Consider the following 22,495-nt stretch of genomic DNA (forward strand, 5'->3'; position numbering starts at 1 on the left):
GCAGGCCCAGTGCCATGGCAAACCAGGGCTCATCGCGGTATTCGGCGATGGCGTCAAAAAATGGTTTTCCAAGACAGATCAGCCCGATCATGGCTTTGACGTTGTCCATGTCACTAACCAGTCCGCCTGAAAGCTTCCCTTAACTAGCTACGGTTAAAACTAAGGATTTATAAGAAAGATTTTCGTCTTTTTGCAGGGTTGGAAAGTCGCCTGGGCCCAGGCGACTTTCCAAAAACCTGACCGGCGGCCGGTACCCCAGTGAACTGTGAGGACGCACGTTATTATAGATCCACATCCAGGCCAGAGTCAGCATGCGCGCTTGATCCAGAGTCTCAAAAGCAAAATTATCCAACACCTCGGTGCGATAGGTCCGGTTGAACCGCTCAATATAGCCATTTTGCGAGGGTTTACCCGCTTGAATATACACCAGCTCAATACCATGGTTCTCACCCCACTGCTGAAGTACGTCAGACAAAAATTCCGGACCATTGTCCACACGAAGTCTTTCCGGCGTGCCCCGCCAGCCGATCAGCTTGTCCAGTTCGCGCTTTACGCGTTTGCCGTTAATGCTCGTGTCCAAAGTGATATTCAGAGACTCCCGGTTGTAATCATCTATGATGTTGAAGGTTCGAAAACGGCGACCGCACTCAAGACCATCGCTCATGAAGTCCATGCTCCAGGTCATGTTTAGCTCTAACGGCTGCACCAAGGGCTCTTTGATGCGCGCCGGGAGGCGTTTCTTGTACTTGCGACGCAGATTCAATCCCATCTCGGTGTAGATTCGGTATACCCGCTTATGATTCCAGCGATGATGATTTTCCCGTAAATGGTAGTGCATCATCCAGAAACCCCACTGGCTGTGAAGCTCGGCCAATTCTGCGAGTTTGTCTCGTATTTCAGCGTCTTCAGGCTTGCGTTTGGCCTTGTAGTAATAAACCGAGGTGCTCAGGGCAAACAAAATGCACGCTTGCCGCAGGCTCATTTTGTGTTCGGTACGGGCGTAATCGACCAGCTCCCGTTTTTCAGCTGGTCTCAGAGCTTTTTTTCGATGACATACATCCTTGAGCACATGGTTCTGATGAGCCAGCTCGGCATACATCTTCTTGTACTGACTGAGCTCGTTTTCCATGTCTTTGAGCTTTTTGAGCTGATTGGGCTGCATGCCGCCATATTTGCTCTTCCAGTTGTAGAAGGCCGCCTGGCTGATCCCATGCTCACGGCACAAATCCGAGACCTTGCGGCCTTTCTCGTTCTCAGAGAGCATGTTGAGTATCTGAGTTTCGCTGTGTTTTGACTTTTTCATAGTACCCCAATGTACGGTTTTTTTCTATTTATGTGTGTTTCGATTATTGGGGAAGCTTTCACGCCGTTGCGTCGTTTTGGGCAGACGCTGGCCAGATGATTGGCCAGCTTTTTCTCGTCAAGTGCCTGTCCGACAAAAGCAAGGCCGACATGGGAAGTGATGGGCGTGGAGGTAAGTTCAAAATGGAATTTGGACATGGCAATAGCGATTCTAGTCCGTGTTTTCACCCGTTAGGTGAAGATACGAATATCGCTAAACACATGGTATAATTGATTTTATGAATATTTTAAACCAACAACTCACAGATTAAGGTATTATATATCATGGATATCTTATTGAATTCATAAGCTTAGCGGTCTTTTATATTTATATATAATTGGAATCAGTAGTGTCCGGTTAAACTAATTTTATGTTCTTGTAAATTACTGCAGTACAATGGAATACATGCTGTTGAGATTTTTTTGGACTTGAACTCGTAGTTTGCTCGAGTCAATAAGGTCCAAAACAGATAAATACAACATAATTTATGTATTCCGGTAAAACAATCTTTGCTCAACTTATGGATGTTGTTCCCAAATACGAATTCCAGAAAATTGTGAAACGTCACAAAGGAAATAACCGTGTTCGTAAACTCACGTGTCGGGAACAATTCATCTGTATGTGTTTCGGTCAACTTACTTTCCGTGATAGTCTTCGCGACATAACGACGACATTGAATGCCCTTGATGGCAAGCGCTATCACATGGGTCTGAGCCATAAGGTCCCGCTGAGCACTCTTTCCGATGCCAATAGCAATCGGCCTTGGCAGATGTATCAGGATTTGGCGTTGGTACTCATAGAACATGCCCGCAAGCTGTACGGCAAAGATCAGCCTGGACTGGAAAAAGCCAAACAGGTTTTTGCCCTGGACTCCACAACCATCGATCTGTGTTTGTCGCTGTTTCCCTGGGCACAGTTCCACCATGGCAAAGGAGCTATTAAAATGCATGCACTCATGGACTTGCAGGGATCTATACCCGTATTCATTCACATTACTGACGGGCGGGTGCATGATGTGAATATCCTGGATGACATAGCGATTCAGCCCGGGGCTATCTACATCATGGATCGGGGATACATAGACTTCACCCGCCTGTTCAAAATTCACCGGCAAGGTGGGAAGTTCGTCATCCGGGCTAAGAAAAATCTGAAATTTTACCGTAAGAATTCCATTCCCGTTAAGATCCAACAAGGTCTGAAATGCGACCAATCTATTCGCCTGATCTCGCCCAAAACCAGAACAGAATATCCGGAGATCTTGCGCAGGGTACACGTGATCGACAAAGAGAACAATCAGGATATCGTCATACTTACCAACATAGAATCTGCTACTGCCGAACAGGTTGCCGCGTATTACAAACAACGCTGGCAGATCGAATTGTTCTTTAAATGGATCAAGCAGAACCTTCGAATTAAAGCCTTCTATGGGAACAGTATCAACGCCGTAAAGACCCAGATCTGGACGGCCGTTTGTACCTATATGATCCTGATAATTATCCATAAAAGGTTTGAATTAAGCGTTACATTGCACACAATGATGCAAGTGCTGAGTGTTTCATTATTGGAGTATATGACGTTTAAAGAGCTGTTTTTGAACCCCAAACTCACGGAAAGCATGGCATCAAATGCTAACCAATTGGGGCTCTTTGACTTTTAACCGGACACTACTGAATTGGAATATAAGTTATATATGATTCTACAATTGTGACATGTTGTATTTATGATTTACATCATTAAATGAATGCATATATTCAGGTGGTCTAAATAAATCGCTTCCGTTACATTTAATATTTTTAATGATTTTCTTTAAGAGTATGCTGAAGCACTTTTCTTAATATTGTACTAGATGTGTTCTCTGTATATGGAAAATAAACAATTTCAACTCCTCGCTTAGCAAACTTATTTTCCAGATTATTCCATTTGTCAGTACCTTTCCAGTCACTACCAACAAACATTTTATGAAATTTTATTTCTTCCCACGCTTTAAGCTTATCCATATTAACTTGAGCCACTACTTGGTCAACATGAGAAATGTTTTTTACAATCTCAAGTCTCTCTTCAAAGGGTATAACTGGTTTTTTCCCTTTGCGCTCTTTTGCAAGTCTATCCGTTGTAACTCCAACTACTAAATAATCACACTGAGATTTTGATTTTTTTAGGATGTTTAGATGACCAATATGAAAAAGATCAAAAACTCCAGTGGTATACCCTATTATCATAATGATTTTCTTTCAAGTTCTCGTTAATATCCTATATGTGAATCTTTCCTAGGGGCCTTTGAAAAACCCATGATTATTTTTGGTTTAAACTTCATTTAAAAATGGTTATTTCGTATCTTGTAAGTATAATAACACCAATAAGATAACCATATAACAAGATGCAAAAACACAGCCAACTCAACCTTGCAGATCAGTTTTTTCACCCCGGTAAACAGAAAACCCGGACCGCTGAATTTTTGGATCGCATGAATCAGGTGATTGACTGGCAACGGCGATCTCAAGTTTCTAACGCAACAAGTTCGGTGAAAGCTTCTTTTGGTGATTGAAAGTCGATTATCTTTCTCGGGCGTTCATTGAGTTCATTTTCTACATGCTCAAATACCCAGTCGGGTACGTTGTTGAAATCGGTACCTTTCGGGAAATACTGACGCAGAAGTCCGTTGGTGTTTTCGTTGGTACCACGTTGCCAGGGACTGTGAGGATCACAGAAATAGACATTGGCCCTGGATAAAGCAGAGAACGATTCATGGTGGGTCAACTCTCTTCCCTGATCATAAGTCATCGATTTTCTGAGTCTCTCAGGCAAATTAGAAAGCCTGTTTGCAAAGCTCATGCATATATAATCGCTGCTATGGAAATCCAAAGGTACAAGAAGTGTTAATCGTGTTTTGCGTTCTACCAGGGTTCCCAAAGCACTTTGATTGTTTTTACCCATCATCAGATCTCCTTCCCAATGACCGGGAATCTGACGACCTTCAATGTCCTGTGGACGGTCATGTATACTGACCATATTGGGAATTTTGTTTTGCCCGCCAGGCTCTGTATTGCGACGTCCTCTTTTGCTTTTTTGCTGCCTGAGGCATTTAAGCAATGATTTTTTGAGTTCACCTCTCGGCAGGATAAAGATGAAATGATAAATCGATTCGTGTGAGATCTGCATATCCGGGCGGTGTGCGTAATTGCGGTTGAGGTACCCGCTTATTTGCTGAGGACTCCATTTCAATTTCAGCTTTTTCCGGACAACTTTCCATAGTTCAGGGTTCTTGCGAAGTTTATGTTGTTCTTTTCTTCTTCCAAGAGCTCGCTTCTGGCTGCTTCGCTGAGCATTATAGGCTGAATAACCGGTTTTCTTGCACTGATTGTTTCGAATCTCACGTGTGATTACGCTGCGATGACGACAAAGTTTTTTTGCAATTTGTGCCGGCTTGTAGTCCAGAAGAAGCAACGATGCGATTCGTTCACGATCATAGTGGGTGAGTCGTTTGTGTGTTTCCATAGCGCAAGATCTCCATTTGTTGGAAATGTTGCGTTAGAAACTTGAGACCGCCCTGCGATTAAATTTCCAGCAGAATTCATTCAGATAGTTCTGAAGAAACGGTGAATGTACACTATGATGAATTCCCATTATCACACGCTTGGCATTACTGATGGCCGTATGGACCCAGGGGAAGAGTTTACTGGTCCGTTTCGGATCATTGGATATGGTAACATGATGCCGGTCTACGTGTTGATCCAGTTTATTGTAACTCTTGTGGCCGTCAGTGTGTACCGTGGCCGCTGCATCTATTTTGGCAAGTGCCAGCGAGGCAACTTGTGCGGCGTTGATATTCGGAACTACATACATGGCCAGTTTACCGCATTTGCGGCCCTCCTTGCGATTTTTTCTGCGAAACTGGTTCTCGGTAGGCTCCGATTCTACAGCCACCAGAACCCCGGCCTTGCCGGTAGATCCGCGGCCGGCTTTATTGGGCTTTTGATGCGGATCACCGATCTCAAAAAAAGCGTCATCCAATTCAATATATCCGGCAAGCTGGTATTTTGCGTCGCGTTTGCCCATGACACTGCGGATTTTTTGAAGCATATACCAGACCGGTTCGTAACGGTTATGACCCAGTTGTCGTTGAAGTTCCAAAGCCGAAAAGCTTTTTTTGGTGGCCGTAACCAGATGGATGGTCATCAACCACATGCGGTAAGGCAGTTTGGACTGTTCCATGATCGTTCCGCTGCGCAGGCGCTGTCGCGCACCACATTGCTTGCATTGAAACGATACAATGGTTCGCTGCCAATAATGGTCGTCATGTCCGCATTTGCGGCAAATGACACCCTGTTTTTCCCGAAGCTGTTTAACAGCCATCATAGCGCTGTGCTCGTCGGGGAATCGTTCATTAAATTCCATCAAATTCATGATATGTGCCGATTTAATGTGAGTAATTGCAATAAATACACATATAACGCACATACATTCTGATTGTTATGGGTTACGGACAGTCATTTTTTGGAAAGTTTGGACAGCATTTTACTTTGCTTGCGTCGTGTATTGAGCAGTTGGTCGGCCAGACCGAGTTGTTGTGAGTTTTTCATTTTACCGGCGTTATATTGCAATTACATTGAACACCAATAAGTTACGAATTTTACTGCTCTTAATCACGAACGAGGTTTTGCAAAGCCTTCATATACGGATCATTATTATGCAATCTCCCCTTTTGTGAGGGCTGTTTTAATTTGTAATAAAGTTTCCCACGCAAAAAACCAGATCATTGAGACATACACCATTATGCCAATAGTAATAGATCCTACCAGCTGTATGGAACTACTCAGTACCATATTGCTTATAAGCTGAAAAACTAATACTACAATGACCATAACACATGAAGATGCAGCAGGAGTAGAAACTGCACTTATATAACTGAAAATACTATCAGTTAGCTGTTTATTAGCATAGATCTGGAAAATTACAGACTTATAAATTACATAACCTGAATAAGCTAGTAGTACTGCCAACATGCCTTCAGATGCGAACAAAAGCAATGTCAGAAAATAAATAGTATTTGTTGCTGCATCCAAATAGAATACTTGGTCGGGCTTGTTAACTGCATAGAGCAAGGATGTTGACACTGCTGTGGTAAGAATTAATAAAGATACAGCCACAGAAAAAACCTGAAATATGATAATACTGTCATTCCATTGCTCACCAAATAAAACGGGCACAAAAAGGTGCGCTGTTACAGCTATGCCAGCAAAAACCGGAAAAGCTCCAAATGCAATATATCTGCTAATTCTTTGGTAAGCAAAGCTCAGCTTTGGGGGTTGATTCTTTAGTTTAGTTAAAACTGGAAAAAGAACTTTTCCAAAAGACTGAGTCATTAAACTTCTAAACTTCTCCAACATATTCTTTCCAAAGTGGTAAATTCCTAATATTTCCGATGTTAGAAAATATCCTATCAGCACTTCATCCAGTCGTTTAGTTGCAAAACTCATAAGTTGCTTTGCCGAAACAAAAACTCCAAAACGCAAAAAGGGTATTAATTTTGAAGCTTTAAAATAAAAAGATATAGCAGCAGCTTTTAAGTAAATCGCTACGCCTGTAATAGCCAAGGTTGTCAGTGTTGCAGTCAAAATTTGAGCATAAATTACACCCAATACACCCCAATCTAAAACGAGGAAAAATGTGGTGAATCCCAAGTTCAACAGTGCTCTGGCAATTTCAATCAAAGACAAAAATTTGAAAAGCATCATTTTTTCCAAATAAGCACGAAACAATAAAGATGGCCCAGTTACTAAGACAATGATACATACTACTCTGAGATACTCTTCAAGAATAGGTAATGAAAAAAAACTAGCTATCAAAGGGGAAAAAAAGTACAACAATGCAGCCATGAAAATGCTAAGTAGCATGTTGAAATAAAAAAGAGTGGAGCTTTCCTGTATTGTAACTTCATCCCTTTGGATAATTGCCTGACTAATCCCAAAGCTTTCCATTAGTCTAAATAAACCGACAATGATGAGGATAACAGCAATGTAACCAAACTCCTCTGGAGAAAGAAAGCGAGCCTTGACTGTGAGTAAGGCCGGCCCGGTGATACCGACCAATACTGATTTCAAAGACGTCCATTTTACACTATTTATTACCTGTTTTTGTAATTGGGACAAATTCTAGTCGTTTACTCTTTTAAATGATGGTAATTGGTAACTATACTTATTGACTATTATAGAACAATATTATAAATCAATTCCCTCTCGCCCTATCGTAAAGCAAAATCGCATTCAGTAGTAGCGACACCGCTGGTGCAACGACCTGCACATAATCGCGAAATATTGGCCGGCGGCGGACCTGAAGTGATACCATGTCGTCGCCCTGTAGCTTGAATCCGCGCATGTCGGCAGGCACCGGTTCGTTATACCGGTACCGGAAATTGGTCACTTCCTCTTCGCCTGTTTCGGGATTGACACGTGAAATGGCTACTTCCAGACGGACTTCGGACCAGTCCAGAGTAGTTTCACCTGTCCGAAGACTGATCGGCCCGCGGGCATAGGAGATCAGCTCATGCACCGTGGTACCTCGCGGAACAATGTAGCGTCCCGGCGCACTGACATCCCCCCACAGACTCAGGGTGTCGGCAATCTCGCCCGGTTCGGCGATGCGAACCACCCCTTCGCCCAGACGGAACATCTGACTGGTGGGAGTTTCACGATCTGCACGAATCTGGGATTCGGCGATGCCCGGAAGGACAAGGACAAAGATGACAACGGTGGCAAGGATCTTGTTCATAAATGTATCGGATTGGGTATTTCGCTTTATCACTGTTTTTCGTCTTCCACGTAGGCGTTGTAGCTGGTGTACGCGTATTTGTAATAGGTGCTGGTGTAGTAATAGCCCGATGCTTTTTTCGGATCAAAGGCCATCATGACCGTGCCGATAATGTTGGCACGGATGCTCTGCAGGTTTTCAATGGTCTGATCGAAGTCGGCCAGGCGGGTCTGGTTGAACCGGGCCACCAGAATAATTCCGTCAACCTTGCTCATCAGCGGCGCTGCATCGGTAATGATGCCGTACGGCGGGGCATCTACCAGCACGTAGTCGTACCGGCTTTTCAGCGTGTCAATAAGGCCGGCAAGCTTGGCGCTGCGCGCCAGTCCGGACGGATTCGGCGTCTTCTTCCCGGCCGGCAGCACGTCGACCCCGTCTACCAAAGTCGGCTTGACAATCGTCTCCAACGGCTGCTCGTCGAACAGGTACTCCACCACACCCGGGCTGCCTTCCACCCCGTACTCACGGTGGATGCGCGGGCGACGGAAGTCGCAGTCGATCAGCACCACACTTTTGCCAGACTCGGCCAGGGTCACCGCCATGTTGGCCATCACCGTGGTCTTGCCTTCGGACTTGTTGGCGCTGGAAACACAGACCACCCGGTAGGGGTTGTCGGGCTGCGAATAGATCAGGTTACTTTGCAAACGGCGGTAGGCCTCGCTGGTGGGCGAAATGGAGTCCAGCAGCGTCACCAGGTCGGTCGACACCGTGTGCTCGCCCACTTTGGTCAGCGGCTTGCCGTTGTAGTGTTTCTTGATGAGCGGACGGATATCCGGGATGACCGCCAGCAGCGGAAAACCACGGTCCTTGAGCTTGTCTATGCTGTTGATTTCGGTAATACTCATTTCGCGCAGGAAGGTGTAGCCCACACCGGCAATACCGCCGAGCATGAAACCGATGATTATCAATATGGGAGTGCGTGGACTGACCGGATAAAGAGGCAGAACCGAATAGTCCACCACGCGGCCGAAGCCCATCTGGGTCTGCTCCCATACGCCAAGTTCGGCGGACTGCTGGGCGACGGTCAGAAAGAGCTGTTCGCTCACCTTCATGTCGCGCTCCAGCCGGGCCATCTCCACCATATTGTCAGGTATGCGATCGAAAAACTGTTCCTCCTGGGTAATGCGCTCATCCAGCACCATGGCCTGGGCGTCGAGCTGGTTCTGCTCGATCTGCAGGGTCATCAGCTCCTGGCGCAGGTCGGTCAGGCGGCTGGTCAGCCCTCCGCCCTGGCTGTCCAGAAACCCGAGAAAACGCTCGTCCTGGTCGACCAGTTCGGTGGTGAGTGCGCGGATCTCGTCCTGCAGCTCGCGGGCCTGATCCCGGAGCCGGACGAACGAAGGCTCGCTTTCGGGCTCGTCACGCAGTCCCGGATTCTTCGAGACCATCAGCATTTTTTCGGTTTCCAGTTCTGCCAGCTGGAACTGCAGGCGGCTGAGCCGCTGCGAACGTCCGGCAGCGAACTGATCGGCCAGTCCGGGCCGGATTGCATCCAGCTCTGCCTCGTAGTTGTCAATAGCCGAATTCACCGCTACGCGCTCGATTTCCACCGACTTGCGCTCGCCTTCCAGTTCGGTGAGTGTATGCACCAGTCTTTCGGACTGTGCATCAAGTTTGACCACCCCTTCCCGGTTCATGAAATCGCGCAGCTGATTTTCGCTTTCCTTCAGCCGCTCTCTGAGCTGGCGCTCCTCCTGATCAAGAAATTCAATCGCCGAGCGCGCCTGGCGGCGGTTCTGACGTGTGGAAAAATCGTAGTACTGATCCAGTATACTGTTGACCACATGCTTTGACTCCTCGCGCGAGGGGCTTTCAAAGGTGATCTGCACCACATCGGTGTCGCGGTCTTTAAGACCGGCTTCCATGCGCTCACGCATACGGTTGATCACGGTAAGGCGATCGGCGATGGTGTCGTCATCGGGGTACTCCTCCCAGAGCACGGGCCAGACGGTGCCGTCGGACTGGTGCGGCTCCTCGAGCAGTATGTCGGCAATCTCGCCGAGGAAGCGGCGCGAGCGGATCACTTCCAGCTCGTTGTGGACGCGGCTGCCCTGGCCGATGCCGAAGCTGGTGGAGAGCATTTCTCCCAGATCACCTCCTGCCGAGCCGATCCGTCCGCGGTCCTCGGAGATCATCATGCTGCCCTCGCCCCGGAAAATGGGGATCTGCGAGGCGGCGTAGAAATAACCTGCGGCGGTACCGGCGATCAGGCAGACCGCGATGATCCATTTGTAGCGCAGCAGGGTGACGAAAAGCTTTTTAAGATCAATTTCGTCGTCATCGGGAACCTGGCTGTGGTTATTTCCGTTCATGTTGGTGCCGGAAAACTCACCGCGGTAGTGTCCGTTGGAAAACGGGTTGTAATTGGGGTCGTTGTTGCTGCTCATGATGTCTTTGGTCGTATGTAACGGGTGCCGGAGAAAATCTCCGTGTTACGGGGTGCGCGTTCCGTCGGTCAGACCGATGGTGTCCGAACGGGTGCTGCCCCGGCTTCAGATGATAAAACGGGAAAATAGGAAAATTTGCTGCCTGAAAGAACCGGCAATTGCGGGAACCCGGGGGTATCCGACATTCCGGATGCCGGTGTTATCGGCCGGTATCCGAAAGAGTTAACCGGATTTGTATATGTCAGCGGTGCGGCGTGACCGCGCATTGCGCCTGTGATCATCCCTGCCATAATACCAGCGCGTTCTCTTTGGTGAACCGGGCGGCGTATTTTTCATACTCGCCGGGTGTGAAAAGCAGGGTGCGGATTTTGCGCTCGATGGTCGTCTCGGCCTTCTCCACCAGCCGGCGCAGATAGTGCTCGTCCACGTCGCCCACGATGACCACATCGATGATGCCGGAATCGCGTCCGGATGCATAATCGCCGGTGATCAGCGCCTGCTCCACGTTGCCGAGGCGGGTCATCATGGATTCGATCTGATTGAATCCCAGCGATTTGCGGGTCAGGCTCTTCAGTTCCGGATAGAGCACGTGTTCGCGGTTGGCCTGGTAGTAGCGCTTGTTGCCGTTGTCGCTGGCGGTGATGAGTCCGGCCTCCTGGAGCCGCTTGAGCTCGATGCGGATCGCGTTGGTCGACTCGCCGAATTCATCGGCCAGTGAGCGCAGATACGCTGTGGTGCTGCTGTTCGAAAAAAACTTGAGCAGCAGCCGTACGCGGGTCCGTGATGTGATTAGAGCAGATAGCAAGATGGCAAGCGGAATAATACAGCTTTTGACAGCTCCGCCTTGTCAGTCCCACACAGGTCAGGAAGTTGCGTCCTCCTGATAATATGGACAAGGGCAGTTGATGTCGGAAATCCACGGCCGGCCTCCTTCGTGGCCCTCCTGCGGGATTTCGTATGGTCTAACGTGATGAATGCGCACCATCCGGAACCTTCGGATACATCAACAATAATTGCTCGTTTTCGGTAGCGTTTTGCTGTTCATCACGAAATTTAAGTGTCAATGATAGGGCAGTTTATTTCGATATGCAAGTCCGTAAGCGTATAAATATTAACTTTTCATAATATTTCACCATTGCTTCCAGGGCCCTGGCAGAGCGTTTCCGATGTACTAATGCATTGATTTTTCCGGAAAAGCGTTTCCATACGCGGCATGATAACGGGGGTGCATCCCTGAGGGAAAATGAGCATAATTTTTAAACGACACGGTTTGGCGGAGAGATTGCCTTCCCTGTTCTGCTGCGGGAACAGTGTGCCGCACGCGGCATTACGGGTGCGGAACATCATGCCGTTATATTAAAATTTCTTAATGCTTCCGGGAACACCCGTCATGCATCCTCACACAATCGTGTTCAGGTTGTCCTGAATGACACTCACGGACTATTATTATCGGTATCCATATCCCTCCGGGCAGCCACCGGCAACCTTTCGGGTTCCGGAGCCTGCTTTTTTGTATCATTCCGCTGACAAACCTTGCCTACAACCATAACCGTGCTGTCTTCCTGCAGGCGGACCGCGTACTTTATGAACAAGGCCTTTACAGCCACAATTGAAAAATGGAGTGATCCCAAAACCCGCCGGCGGATCCTGTACAGCCTCTTTATCGTTCTGGTGATCGGTGCGGCAATCCACTATCTGTCCGGCGAAACCTTGCCCGAACGCGACGGCCATTACGGATTCTGGTCGGTACTGCCGCCTCTGGTTGCCATCCTGCTTGCCTTCTGGACCCGCGAGGTGGTCACCGCACTGTTTACCGGGATCCTTTTGGGCGGATTCATTTCCGGCAAACCCAACATCGTCCGGGAGTTCCTGATCCCGTCCATCGGAACCGAAAGTTTTGCCCTCATCCTGCTGGTATACCTCTGGGCGCTGGGCGGTCTGATCGGCATCTGGACCTGCACCGGCGGCGCGGTTGCCTTTGCAAAAACTGCCAGCCGGCTGATGGTCCGGGGTCCCCGCTCGGCCAAATTTTTCACCTGGATCATGGGACTGATCTTTCATCAGGGCGGAACCATCAGCACCGTACTTACCGGAGCCACGGTGCGTCCGGTTGCCGACCGCCACAAGGTTTCCCACGAAGAGCTGTCCTACATGGTCGACAGCACCGCCTCGCCCGCCGCCACCATCATCCCGTTCAATGTATGGCCGATTTACGTCAGCGGGCTGGTTCTGGGCACGGTAACAATCTTTGAGACCAGTCAGGACGGCATTGCTTTCTTCTTCAGCAGTCTGCCGTTCAATTTCTACGCCATTTTCGCCCTGCTGATCACGTTGCTGTTTGCCGTTGAGAAACTTCCCTGGATTCCCGGGAAAAGCATGCGCGAGGCCATACAACGTTCGCGGTCCACCGGCAAACTCGACCGGCGCGATGCCGTGCCGATGGCCTCCGGCGAGCTCGTTGATTCGAAAGTGCCGGAAGGCTACCGCTCCGGGCTGATCGATTTCTTCGGTCCGATTGCCGTGCTGCTGGGCTTGGCTGTTCTGCCCTACATCTACACGTTCTTCATACTGGGCTCGGATGATCCGACGCTGCTGATCGCCGAGGCTTTTGTGCTGGCCGTGCTTGTGGGCATGGGCATCGCCATCATGAAAGGAATGACTTTGAAGGATGTGATCGGGGGCTTTATCGATGGCTGCAAGGGGGTTACCATCGGCGCCATCATCCTTGCGCTGGCCGTCACGCTCAAGGAGGTAGCCGAAGCCGTGGGAACCGCGGAATACGTAGTGGCCCTGACGCGTGAACTGATCCTGCCGGCGCTGCTGCCCGGCCTGCTGATGGCCATGTGCATGCTGATTGCATTTTCGACGGGAACCTCCTGGGGGACCTATGCGGTGGTCTTTCCCATTGCCATGCCGCTGGCCTGGGCGGTGGTTCCGGATGTGTTTTTCCTGCAGCTCTGTTTTGCCGCGGTGGTTGGCGGCAGCGTCTTCGGCGATCAGTGCTCGCCCATATCCGACACGACCATACTGAGTTCGCTGGCTACCGGCTGCGACCTGATGGACCATGTCCGAACCCAGTTTCCCCTGGCCCTTTCGGCCGGATTGCTGGCGGCCATTGCATACGCCGCGATGGTTCTGGTTTTTGTGTGAGAAATTATCCGGGATCCGTATCCCCCGGGAGCGTCATCGACCACACTCCGCTCCCCGGTGACCGCCACGATGTTGCCGGATTCCTCCTTCGCCGACGGATCGCAGGGTTTATCGGGATCATCGTTCAACCCGCCGAATGTCTCCGATGCGATGCCACTGTTACTGAAGAAAATTTTCCCTTTGGCCACGGCATCACGAACCGCATCGATCTGTTCCGGCAGTTCGTCTTTGATATTCACTTGATTTGAGGTCCCGTCCTTCTACGGCCCGATGCCGATGTAGAGATGCCGGTCGGCCAGTCGAGTGCCCAGTCGGTGGATATCCAGGCGCTTCGGAATTCATGTTTCGGACTGTCCGGTGTCCGGGCCTGCAACTGTGCACCGAGGGAAAATATATGTGTCAGAGTGATCAGTAACGCAAGCGGCAATGATGGAAAACAGATTCTCCGGAACAGCCGGTTATTTCTCCGCAAGATAACTTCTTAAGCACTTTATGAGCTCATCCATCCCGATCTACATCACCTGTAACCTGATTAGAATTTGTTAATAACAAGCCTGTCCATTAGGAGTATTACTTCTGTTTACATACATTTTATGTGTAAGTAATCGTGCGTTGCATCAGTCATCCGGATATCCAAGAATGGCAAAGATTTTTTTGGGGTTTTGCGAGGATAACCGGAAACGCCGGACCGAATAATCGTATCCGTCTTTCACGTTCAAGACAACACTAACGGATAAGCAATTATGGTACAACTGACTTCATCAAAAATCTGCCCCTCATGCGGCACCCGCATGGAACGCATCCGCCGGAAACCATGGCACCGGCTGCTCAGCTATATCGTGCCGGTGATTCATGTCTCCTGCTGCAACAAAAATTACCTTGTTGTGTCCAGGCGCGGCAATGATGCCCGGGAAAACAATCAGGATTCGTTTGTACATATGGCCGGGGATCGCCGGTAATTAAGAGCATCCCCATACAAACACAATACCTTTCCGCATAACCCATTGCTATAATATTATTTACGGCTACTGCGCCTGCGGACAATATCTTGCCGTAATTTATCCATTAGAATTTATTAATATTTGTACGAAAACACATTGCCTCCCAAAACTTTCCGTCTGATTTAATTATAATGTTCACTGAAGTACAAGCAGAGTGTTTTTTTATTGGGTAGTCATCCGGTTTTAAAGAACAGCTTCATCCGTTTTTAATCATGTAAGAGGGTAACATAAACAGATGGATCAAAAACCGGATACATCATCAAGGTATTATCAAATCATTCCATATTCATGTCAAAATTTACTTCATCACCAATATGTCCGCAATGCGGCACCCGTATGGAACGAATCCGCCGAAAAACATGGCACAGACTTCTGAGCTTCTTCGTTCCGGTCAAACATGTATGGTGCTGCAACAAAAGCTATCTGCTGGTCTGCAGTTCGGATAAAAATTCAGAGGACCATCAGAATACCGATTCCTTTATTCATATCAGGGAAAACGGCTGATATACTATTTCCGCGCCGGAGTCCTGTAACATTATTGATTGCTTTTCCCGGGTTGCCGCACTTGCATTTCCTGTATATTCTGCGGATACCGTTCCGGAGTTGAACCGTGCGGGATGGCAGCAGCCCATGGGATATAGCCGTGTCCTGTTAATCAAATATTCAGTAACTTTGCCGGCTGACGTTGAAAGAAATACGTCCGCTCCCCGTTACATTGCACATAATCCGGAGCGGTTCCGGGCGGTTTCGGTCAGTTTCGGACCAGCACCGGATTTTTTGACATTATTATAACATCACCCATACCGGCAATAACCCATGCGCATCGCTGTTCTATCTGACATTCACGGAAATCTTCCTGCTCTTCAGGCTTGTCTGAAGAAACTGGAGACCTTGCCGCACGACCGGGTCATCAGCCTCGGGGATCATGTGGGCTACGGCCCCTTTCCGGATGAGGTGATCACGATGCTGCGGGAAAGGGAGATCCCTTCTGTGCTCGGAAACCATGACGCCGGAGCCGCAGAGCGCATCCCGCTGGATATGTTCCGCGAACCCAACCGGTCGCTGCTCACACGGACGCGCGAAATCCTTTCTCCGGAAAACCGCAAGTACCTGGACGATGCACCGCTTGTTCTGGAGGGTGAGAACTGGATAGCCGCCCACGCCTCGCCGGTCCGGCCCGACCGCTGGGACTATCTTAATTCCGCTCCGGCCTGCCGGAACGTGCTTTCGCAAATCAGCCAGACCTTCTGCCTGGTCGGACACACCCACGTGTCCGGCATCGTGTCCGAACAGATTGGCGTGCTGCGCGTCAAACCGGGCCACCGGTTTGTCATCAACCCCGGGAGTATCGGTCAGCCCCGCGACAGCACCCGCGATGCTTCCTTCGGCATCCTCGATACCGATGCGTTTACCTGGGAGCCGGTGCGTGTGTCATGGAAAATGAACGAGACCCTGGCGGGCTATGCACGGATCGGGATTGACGAGCAGACAGGCCGGATGCTGCTGGGGGTGTGAGTTCGATTTTCAGCTGGAAAGTGACTCCGGGAGAGTATCTTTTCAGCAACTTTTAGCGGTACTTTTGCCGGACCATGCGGCTTTCTTTGAGCTTGCTCCCAATTACGAAGTGTTCCGAAGCTGATGCCAGGCAAAGCTGCAAACTCTTGTTGGTTCATCTTGAATTTTTTATGATCTGAGCCACGTCAGGATCCTCAATGACGGTCCTTCCGGAGGCAGGTAACGGCCCTGCGTTTGTGCGGCGTGGCAATTACATAAGTGTAAAGGCAATAATATTTTACACGACCGCACGAATCGGGTGTTATGGGTGTATTACAAGCATTTTTATGATTCGCCTGCTTTTTGTAAAACACTTTGAATGATACTTGGTGAAATTCTGAAGTTAGTATGTTCGATTTTTTCGATAATTGCTTTTACTGATGATATATGGCCATTATTTTTCGCAATAATAACCACTCCAAGACTCCCGGTGACCGATAGACCCATTTTCTTTGCGACTTTTCTACCTTTAGATTCGTCGATAATTAAAAGTGCATCGTGGAGTTCAGTGGCCAGTGTTATGGCAGAAGCCTCACCAGCGTCCAGAATATTTAATAGTCCTTTTTGAAGAAATGAATCTGTTGGACGAACCTCTATCCATTCGGGAATGGGATGGCCAAATTCTTCGGCAACGATATTGGTAATAAGAATTTTACCAAAAACCTGGCGTAACAGATCGAGACGGCTAATTTTGTTGAGTAAAATCAGGCAACTTGCGTCAGAGACTATATTTTTCGGCATTTTTTATGTCGTCATCAAGCTCTTCAGGAGAATAGTTGATCACAGCAACGCCATATTCAGCAAGTAATTCCATGAATGTTTCTTTGGAATAACCGGCAAGTAAGGCTGCTTGTCCCAGAGATAGTTTACCTCTTTCATAGAGTTTGGAAGCAAGCGCCATTTTGACTTCTTTGTCATCCAGGTCAAATGTATCCGGTATGTCGATGCTTAGCGTTTTCATAAAGGCAATTTACACATTTTCAAGAATAACGAAAATTCAGAGCTGATAGTTTTGAACAGGGAAGAGTATAGCTCGAAGAATCGTGTGAAACTTCATAATAATTCAGTGTAAAAGTTTTTTTTATAAGGTAAGGTCGAAATCCTAAAGCCCATAACTACGTATTAAATAGAATATAATATCCTGATTACATCGGCATGACCAGAGCCCGCATTGGGCACGCGGATGGACCCGGGAGCAGCTTGCCAGAGCCACAGGATCCAGTCAATCCCGCATAGCAAAACCGGAAGCAGTAGATCCGGCCTGACAGGCTGTCAAACGCACATAATAGAGAACGCCGGTAGTGTAAGTCCGGGCAGTTTACCTGCTCTTCGATAGTACCGGGCAACCGGGACTTTCTGTCCGCACTGTCGTCCGCATTCCGGACGGATGCGGGACTTCACACCAAACCACGATCTCATTATGACTACTTCTTACCAGTTTTGCACCCGTGTCCGCGCTGCCGGACACAGTGCCGCTGCCCTTCCGGCACTCCTGAAAACGGCATTTCTGATCGTTGCCTTCTTTGTCCTGCCACCGCTTGTATTTCCGCACGGTGCCATTGCCGCAGTTACGATTTCTGAAACCGGCACAGCGGGCTATGAGGTGGGCGTGCCGGCAATGGAAGCTGATGAACCGGCACCATCCTCCTCGCTTTCATACGTCTGCGACGGCGCCTTCCTGCTTCCCGGCGTTGTATGCGAGCTGACCCTTTCGGTCACCGATGCCGCCAATCTTCAGTATGCCGGCCTGGAACTGGACTATGATCCCGAACGGTTCGATTTTGAGCAGATTCTGCCCGGCGATTTGTTCGGTGCCGATGCTGTTGTCTTCGCCCGGCCTCTGCCGGACGGCTCGCTCGGCGCCTCGGTCAGCAGCACATCCGGCGAGCAGAGCGGCTCCGGAAGCCTGCTGCATCTGCAGTTCCGTATTCGCGACGGCGCAGATGCAGGAACGGCCGGTTTTGCTGTAAATGATATTGAATTTACTGACAGGGATGCCGTTCCGCTGGAGATTGCCGCTCCCGATCCAGTGGATATCGACATTCCGCCCTATCTGGCCGATGCCGGGCTGACAGCCCCCGGTCCGGTCACCATTGCACGCGGATCCGAACAGCTGTTCCGGTTCCGGCTTGCGGCATCCGGTATCACAGAAGAGGATATTTCTGCCAGCGACCGGCTGGAGGCGGAGTTTGGGATCATCGCCAGCGACGCCTCGCTTCCGGATGCACCTGCCCCGGAGGCATGGGATGCGGCCGAATGGCTGCCGCTCACCCTTACCGAATTTTCGGACGGACATTTCCGCTTTGAAACCCTCTTCCCGATCGATCAGCCTGTCGGAAGCTGGCTGGTACTGGGGCGTTTTCAGCTGGATGATCAGCCGGAGTTGTACGCCGCTTACGGCAGTGACGGCGGCGGCATCTGGGACGGAGATCAGTTTACGGCCCCGGAGGTCACGGTCACAACGCCCCGCGTCACCATTGCCGAATGGACCTTTGACGGCGAGCACTGGTCAGCTGACACCGGTCTCTATGCCAACCTGGATCCCGACTCGCCTGCAGTTGCAGCCCTGCACGGAGCACGATTTTCCGGCTGGACCGGCGGCAACACCGGCCGGGCTCCAAACTCCAACCAGTGGCATGTGGAGCAGAACAACGGCAGCGACAATAACGGGGGTACCGGTGACAACGGTGATAACGGCGGGACCGAAGACAACGGTGGCTCCGATGGCGGCAGCGATTCCGATGCCAACGGTGATTCCGGTGATAACGGTGGCGGATCCGACAACGGTACGGTATCCGGAGACCATCACCACAAATACTGGTCGGCCAGCCTCACCACGCAGGGACACGACCAGCTTGCCCTTCGGTTCTACATGAGCGGATCCGGTACAGGTCCGCGCGATTTCCGGCTTTATTTCCAGACGGATAACTCTGAAGGTGAATCCGGCAACGGCAGCGGGTCCGGCTCGCCCACCGAATGGACTCCTGTACCCGGCGGCGATATCCAGGTCGGCACTTCGTGGTCTGCATTTGACATTCCGCTTCCTGCAGACGCCTCTGATGCCGGCCGGCTTAACCTGCGCTGGGTGCGCATCGACAGCACATCCATCAACGGGGATGTCATAGGCACTTCCGGCACCAACCGGATCGATGATATCCGGATAACAGGCGTCCCCCTTGAGCAGGAAGAAATGACCGTCTGGCCGGGCAATACCCGTGGTGAAGGCACCGTCTCCGAAGCCGACGTAATTAACCTTGCTCTGTACTGGATGGCGACCGGTCCGGCCCGGGTTCCGCAAAGCATTGAATGGGCACCGCAGCCGGTGACCCGATGGCTGCCCGCCCCCGTGGGACATGCCGACACCAATGGCGACGGCCGTATCGATTACCGCGATCTTCTGGCCATCGGACGCAATTTCGGAGAAACAGCAGAAACGGGTGTCCAGCCAAAAGCCCTCACCGACGCGGCAGAACAGCAAAAAACCGGTGATAATACCGCGCTTGCCGCATTCCATCTTCCCGGACTTTCCAAAAATGAAACCGTGCGTCTGGTTCTTTCGGCGCAAGATTTCAGCGAGCTGCTCGGACTCAGTGCCCGGTTTTCCATATCCGGAATAGATGCCGCGGACTGGGAGCTGCTCGATGTCCGGCCGGGTGACTGGGCCGAAAGCTGGTCGGATGCCTCCCGCCTGATCACCTTTCACCATGGCCGCTCACCGGCATCATTGTCAGCCAACCGGCACAAGCTTGCTCACTCGCCTGATGCGGATATCTCTGCCGGAACAGATTTGCATTCGTCACAATCCGGACGGGTGTATCTGACTGATGAAAGCCAAAGCAGCGTATCAGGTATTCCGGCCGGCTGGTCTTCGGCCTGGGCGCACAAGGGAATGGGCCGTCCGTCGTCACCATCAGAATCCGGGCTTGCCGTAATTGAGTTGCGGGCATTGTCCGACTGGAATCAGGCACCGGTTCTTTCACTTGACCGCGCTTCCTTCACTACGGGTTCGGACGGCTTGCAGCAGCCCGCCCGCGGTGACTGGAAATTCCGGAAAGACGGCCGCGGGGTATTTACTGATCCGGATCCCGGAATACAGCTTCCGCAGGAAACCCGGCTGCATGCCAACTACCCGAATCCGTTCAATCCGGTCACTGCCGTTCCCTTTGACCTGCATCAGCCGGGACATGTGGCGATCACCGTTTATGACGCGCTCGGGCGCCGGGTGGATACCCTTATGGATGCCCGTATGGAGCCGGGTCGTCATGAAATTTCATGGGATGCCGGCAGGCTGGCCAGCGGCGTGTACCTGATCCGCATGGAGACCGGAACGTTGCAGCAAGTCCGGACCATGATGCTCGTTAAATAGCCTGCTGAGCATGATTTGCTATAAGTTCGGAGTACGGTGCTCGTGAAGTAGCCTCTTGTTACAGAGCCGCTGAAAGACCGGAGCCTGCCCCGTTCAGAAAGCGGTGGTGAAGCAGGCGATCTGTCACACAGTTGCGGAGAGTATGCCGGACCATTGCGTGTCCGGCTGCTCTCTTTAAAACCGGATATTCACTGTCAGGCCACCGCCATTGCTTTCAAAACTGATATCTCCCCGCAATTGCTGAACCAGTCCGTGAATGATCGTAGTGCCGAAAGAAACCGGATTATAAAGTTGATCCACATTATCAACTCCAACACCATCATCACTGATCTCGATCTCGTTTTTACCGTTAGCCCGCGAAAGCCGGACAAATATGGTTCCTTCCCCGTGGTTCCTGAAAGCGTGCCTGGCAGCGTTTGTGATCAGCTCATTAATCAGCAGAGTGCAGGGCACCGAGTGATTGAAATCCAGAATGATTTCCTCCAGATCCGTTTCGACCCTGATCCCCCTGGATTCCAGTCCGAACGAATTGGAAAGCAAGTCAACTATTCTGCTGATCAGCTTGGCGGCATTGATTTCCACAAAATCCGTCTGCTCATAGACGATTTCATGAACCAGCGCCATGGACCGGATGCGGTTTTCCGTGTCGCGAAAGATCGAACGGGCCTCTTCATTTGCAATATATTCAGACTGAAGCGAAAGCAGGCTCGAGATGATAGCCATATTGTTCTTTACCCGGTGATGGATTTCACTGAGGAGCACATCCTTTTCTCTGAGCGACCGCGCCAGTTTTTTCTGGGTTTCTTTCAGTTCGGTGATATTTCGTCCGATTCCGACAATTCCGATGATCTCTCCTTCCCGGTTGCGTATCGGTGATACTTTGGACTGGTATTTCACCATGCCGTCCGGGGCGGGTGTTTCCCATTCATAGACCACCACCTCGCCGGAGAGCGCCTTGCGATAGCATGTTTCGTACCACTGTCCCTCCTTTTCACCAACGATGTCAGCGGCTCTTTTGCCAATAAAATCTTCCGGCTCCATGTTTATCCGTTTCATCCAGGTGCCATAGACACCCGTATGCCGCAAATCGGTGTCCATCGTAAAGATTACGTCATCCGAAGATTCGATGAGCAGCCGGAATTTCTCTTCACTCTGCTGCAGCTTGCCGACGTATTCCTTGCCGCGATGATGATCATTAAGGACTTTACCAATGATGATGGTAATAAGCGGATAAATTACCACAAAACTGATCGCCACATTCTGAAACACATCGTCAGCGATGTTTTCTGGCAGAGCATGGACATAGAACGCCATCATAAGGTGCACCATCATGCTGTATACAAACAGTTGCGGCAGGGTTATCTGACCGTTATCGTTATTCTGTTTCACAACATGGAACACCCAGCCCAGAACAAAAGCGGTCAGTGTTGTCATCATACCCATGATCACGCCGTCACCCCCGAGCCAGATGCGGAACAGGATCGTCATGATTACGCTGATGGCACCGGTCAGTGGACCAAAAAATATGGTGGCAATTCCCACCACAATGGTGCGTCCGTCAAATATCACCCCCTCGACGAAGGTGAAGGGATACGACATGCCCACTACGGCAATGGCCCCGAAAAGCACTCCCTGAGCCACCCGCCCTTTCCAAGATGCAGCATCAAACCGGTCGTTGAGCAGGTTGGAGACCAGCAGCAGGACACCAAGAAGTGAAAGATTGTAGATGATCTCCGGAACAATCATATCCGTCAATGCCAAAAAATTTTGCAATTAATAACCGTCTGTACCGGCACGCTGCCATATTCATACCACTAATACAGGTGGGACAGCTCCGTTGACCATGCCGGTCAGATCATATACATCTGCAGGCCAGCCATACCCTCCG

Annotated in this window: 19 protein-coding genes; 7 read left to right on the forward strand and 12 right to left on the reverse strand. The window is 50.2% G+C overall.

Features of this window, described 5'->3' with window-relative positions; translation table 11 throughout:
• Positions 1-139: 139 nt before the first annotated feature.
• Together NATSA_RS07605 and NATSA_RS07610 are read right to left on the reverse strand one after the other, a co-directional pair.
• A complete protein-coding gene (locus NATSA_RS07605) occupies positions 140-1,303 on the reverse strand; it encodes an IS3 family transposase (RefSeq protein WP_246481743.1) in 1,164 nt (387 codons plus the stop codon).
• Entirely contained in the window at positions 1,300-1,500 is a 201-nt protein-coding gene (locus NATSA_RS07610) for a hypothetical protein (protein WP_210511423.1), read from the reverse strand. The genes NATSA_RS07605 and NATSA_RS07610 overlap by 4 nt, the downstream gene beginning before the upstream one ends.
• A gap of 329 nt (positions 1,501-1,829) precedes the next feature.
• Between NATSA_RS07610 and NATSA_RS07615 the strand changes: the two genes are divergently transcribed.
• Complete coding sequence (locus NATSA_RS07615; RefSeq protein WP_210511424.1) at positions 1,830-2,999, forward strand: IS4 family transposase; 1,170 nt, start codon at positions 1,830-1,832, stop codon at positions 2,997-2,999.
• A gap of 136 nt (positions 3,000-3,135) precedes the next feature.
• Here NATSA_RS07615 and NATSA_RS07620 read toward each other — a convergent pair whose 3' ends face one another.
• From NATSA_RS07620 to NATSA_RS07645, 6 genes are all read right to left on the reverse strand, one after another.
• Positions 3,136-3,561: an FAD synthase family protein gene (locus NATSA_RS07620; protein WP_210511425.1), complete on the reverse strand. Its 426-nt coding sequence runs from the start codon at positions 3,559-3,561 to the stop codon at positions 3,136-3,138.
• A gap of 277 nt (positions 3,562-3,838) precedes the next feature.
• The gene (locus NATSA_RS07625) at positions 3,839-4,837 is read right to left on the reverse strand and encodes an IS30 family transposase (RefSeq protein ID WP_210511426.1); all 999 of its coding nucleotides are present in this window, start codon (positions 4,835-4,837) and stop codon (positions 3,839-3,841) included.
• A 33-nt stretch (positions 4,838-4,870) separates the two neighbouring features.
• A complete protein-coding gene (locus NATSA_RS07630) occupies positions 4,871-5,800 on the reverse strand; it encodes an IS1595 family transposase (protein ID WP_336244695.1) in 930 nt (309 codons plus the stop codon).
• A 227-nt stretch (positions 5,801-6,027) separates the two neighbouring features.
• Positions 6,028-7,443, reverse strand: coding sequence for an oligosaccharide flippase family protein (locus tag NATSA_RS07635; protein WP_210511427.1), 1,416 nt, complete (start codon positions 7,441-7,443; stop codon positions 6,028-6,030).
• Positions 7,444-7,567: 124 nt separating this feature from the next.
• Positions 7,568-8,110, reverse strand: a complete 543-nt coding sequence (locus tag NATSA_RS07640; RefSeq protein WP_210511428.1) for a hypothetical protein — start codon at positions 8,108-8,110, stop codon at positions 7,568-7,570.
• 29 nt (positions 8,111-8,139) lie between these two features.
• Positions 8,140-10,536 carry a GumC family protein gene (locus NATSA_RS07645; protein ID WP_210511429.1) on the reverse strand — a complete coding sequence of 799 codons (2,397 nt, stop codon included), beginning with the start codon at positions 10,534-10,536 and terminating at the stop codon, positions 8,140-8,142.
• 135 nt (positions 10,537-10,671) lie between these two features.
• On the opposite strand from NATSA_RS07645, the gene NATSA_RS15580 reads away from it, so the two are divergent.
• On the forward strand, positions 10,672-10,794 hold the full coding sequence (locus tag NATSA_RS15580) for a hypothetical protein (RefSeq protein ID WP_272491758.1): 123 nt from the start codon (positions 10,672-10,674) through the stop codon (positions 10,792-10,794).
• 19 nt (positions 10,795-10,813) lie between these two features.
• On the opposite strand, the gene NATSA_RS07650 is transcribed toward NATSA_RS15580, so the two are convergent.
• Positions 10,814-11,341, reverse strand: a complete 528-nt coding sequence (locus NATSA_RS07650; RefSeq protein ID WP_210511430.1) for a winged helix-turn-helix domain-containing protein — start codon at positions 11,339-11,341, stop codon at positions 10,814-10,816.
• 779 nt (positions 11,342-12,120) lie between these two features.
• Here NATSA_RS07650 and NATSA_RS07655 point away from each other — a divergent pair.
• The 4 genes from NATSA_RS07655 to NATSA_RS07670 all read left to right on the forward strand — a co-directional run bounded on the left by NATSA_RS07655 (position 12,121) and on the right by NATSA_RS07670 (position 16,202).
• On the forward strand, positions 12,121-13,686 hold the full coding sequence (locus NATSA_RS07655; protein WP_210511431.1) for a Na+/H+ antiporter NhaC family protein: 1,566 nt from the start codon (positions 12,121-12,123) through the stop codon (positions 13,684-13,686).
• A complete protein-coding gene (locus NATSA_RS07660; RefSeq protein WP_210511432.1) occupies positions 13,683-13,934 on the forward strand; it encodes a hypothetical protein in 252 nt (83 codons plus the stop codon). The genes NATSA_RS07655 and NATSA_RS07660 overlap by 4 nt, the downstream gene beginning before the upstream one ends.
• 495 nt (positions 13,935-14,429) lie before the next feature.
• The gene (locus NATSA_RS07665) at positions 14,430-14,645 is read left to right on the forward strand and encodes a hypothetical protein (protein ID WP_210511433.1); all 216 of its coding nucleotides are present in this window, start codon (positions 14,430-14,432) and stop codon (positions 14,643-14,645) included.
• An 858-nt stretch (positions 14,646-15,503) separates the two neighbouring features.
• Positions 15,504-16,202, forward strand: coding sequence for a metallophosphoesterase family protein (locus NATSA_RS07670; RefSeq protein ID WP_210511434.1), 699 nt, complete (start codon positions 15,504-15,506; stop codon positions 16,200-16,202).
• A gap of 324 nt (positions 16,203-16,526) precedes the next feature.
• Here NATSA_RS07670 and NATSA_RS07675 read toward each other — a convergent pair whose 3' ends face one another.
• Both NATSA_RS07675 and NATSA_RS07680 read right to left on the reverse strand, forming a co-directional pair.
• Complete coding sequence (locus NATSA_RS07675) at positions 16,527-16,982, reverse strand: PIN domain-containing protein (protein ID WP_210511435.1); 456 nt, start codon at positions 16,980-16,982, stop codon at positions 16,527-16,529.
• On the reverse strand, positions 16,960-17,202 hold the full coding sequence (locus tag NATSA_RS07680; protein ID WP_210511436.1) for a UPF0175 family protein: 243 nt from the start codon (positions 17,200-17,202) through the stop codon (positions 16,960-16,962). Before NATSA_RS07680 ends, NATSA_RS07675 begins: the two co-directional genes overlap by 23 nt.
• A 459-nt stretch (positions 17,203-17,661) precedes the next feature.
• Here NATSA_RS07680 and NATSA_RS07685 point away from each other — a divergent pair, with 459 nt between their 5' ends.
• Entirely contained in the window at positions 17,662-20,607 is a 2,946-nt protein-coding gene (locus tag NATSA_RS07685; protein WP_210511437.1) for a T9SS type A sorting domain-containing protein, read from the forward strand.
• Positions 20,608-20,781: 174 nt separating this feature from the next.
• Here NATSA_RS07685 and NATSA_RS07690 read toward each other — a convergent pair whose 3' ends face one another.
• Positions 20,782-22,380 (reverse strand): histidine kinase dimerization/phosphoacceptor domain -containing protein, encoded by a 1,599-nt coding sequence (locus NATSA_RS07690; protein WP_210511438.1) that lies wholly within the window; start codon positions 22,378-22,380, stop codon positions 20,782-20,784.
• Positions 22,381-22,495 lie beyond the last annotated feature (115 nt).

This window comes from Natronogracilivirga saccharolytica, assembly GCF_017921895.1.
Lineage (GTDB): Bacteria > Bacteroidota > Rhodothermia > Balneolales > Natronogracilivirgulaceae > Natronogracilivirga > Natronogracilivirga saccharolytica.

Bases quoted from the DNA above. Each gene is read 5' to 3' on its own strand.
- NATSA_RS07605 (WP_246481743.1), bottom strand. From the start codon at position 1,303: ATGAAAAAGTCAAAACACAGCGAAACTCAGATACTCAACATGCTCTCT.
- NATSA_RS07610 (WP_210511423.1), bottom strand. From the start codon at position 1,500: ATGTCCAAATTCCATTTTGAACTTACCTCCACGCCCATCACTTCCCAT.
- NATSA_RS07615 (WP_210511424.1), top strand. From the start codon at position 1,830: ATGTATTCCGGTAAAACAATCTTTGCTCAACTTATGGATGTTGTTCCC.
- NATSA_RS07620 (WP_210511425.1), bottom strand. From the start codon at position 3,561: ATGATAATAGGGTATACCACTGGAGTTTTTGATCTTTTTCATATTGGT.
- NATSA_RS07625 (WP_210511426.1), bottom strand. From the start codon at position 4,837: ATGGAAACACACAAACGACTCACCCACTATGATCGTGAACGAATCGCA.
- NATSA_RS07630 (WP_336244695.1), bottom strand. From the start codon at position 5,800: ATGTGCGTTATATGTGTATTTATTGCAATTACTCACATTAAATCGGCA.
- NATSA_RS07640 (WP_210511428.1), bottom strand. From the start codon at position 8,110: ATGAACAAGATCCTTGCCACCGTTGTCATCTTTGTCCTTGTCCTTCCG.
- NATSA_RS07645 (WP_210511429.1), bottom strand. From the start codon at position 10,536: ATGAGCAGCAACAACGACCCCAATTACAACCCGTTTTCCAACGGACAC.
- NATSA_RS07655 (WP_210511431.1), top strand. From the start codon at position 12,121: ATGAACAAGGCCTTTACAGCCACAATTGAAAAATGGAGTGATCCCAAA.
- NATSA_RS07665 (WP_210511433.1), top strand. From the start codon at position 14,430: ATGGTACAACTGACTTCATCAAAAATCTGCCCCTCATGCGGCACCCGC.
- NATSA_RS07670 (WP_210511434.1), top strand. From the start codon at position 15,504: ATGCGCATCGCTGTTCTATCTGACATTCACGGAAATCTTCCTGCTCTT.
- NATSA_RS07675 (WP_210511435.1), bottom strand. From the start codon at position 16,982: ATGCCGAAAAATATAGTCTCTGACGCAAGTTGCCTGATTTTACTCAAC.
- NATSA_RS07680 (WP_210511436.1), bottom strand. From the start codon at position 17,202: ATGAAAACGCTAAGCATCGACATACCGGATACATTTGACCTGGATGAC.
- NATSA_RS07685 (WP_210511437.1), top strand. From the start codon at position 17,662: ATGACTACTTCTTACCAGTTTTGCACCCGTGTCCGCGCTGCCGGACAC.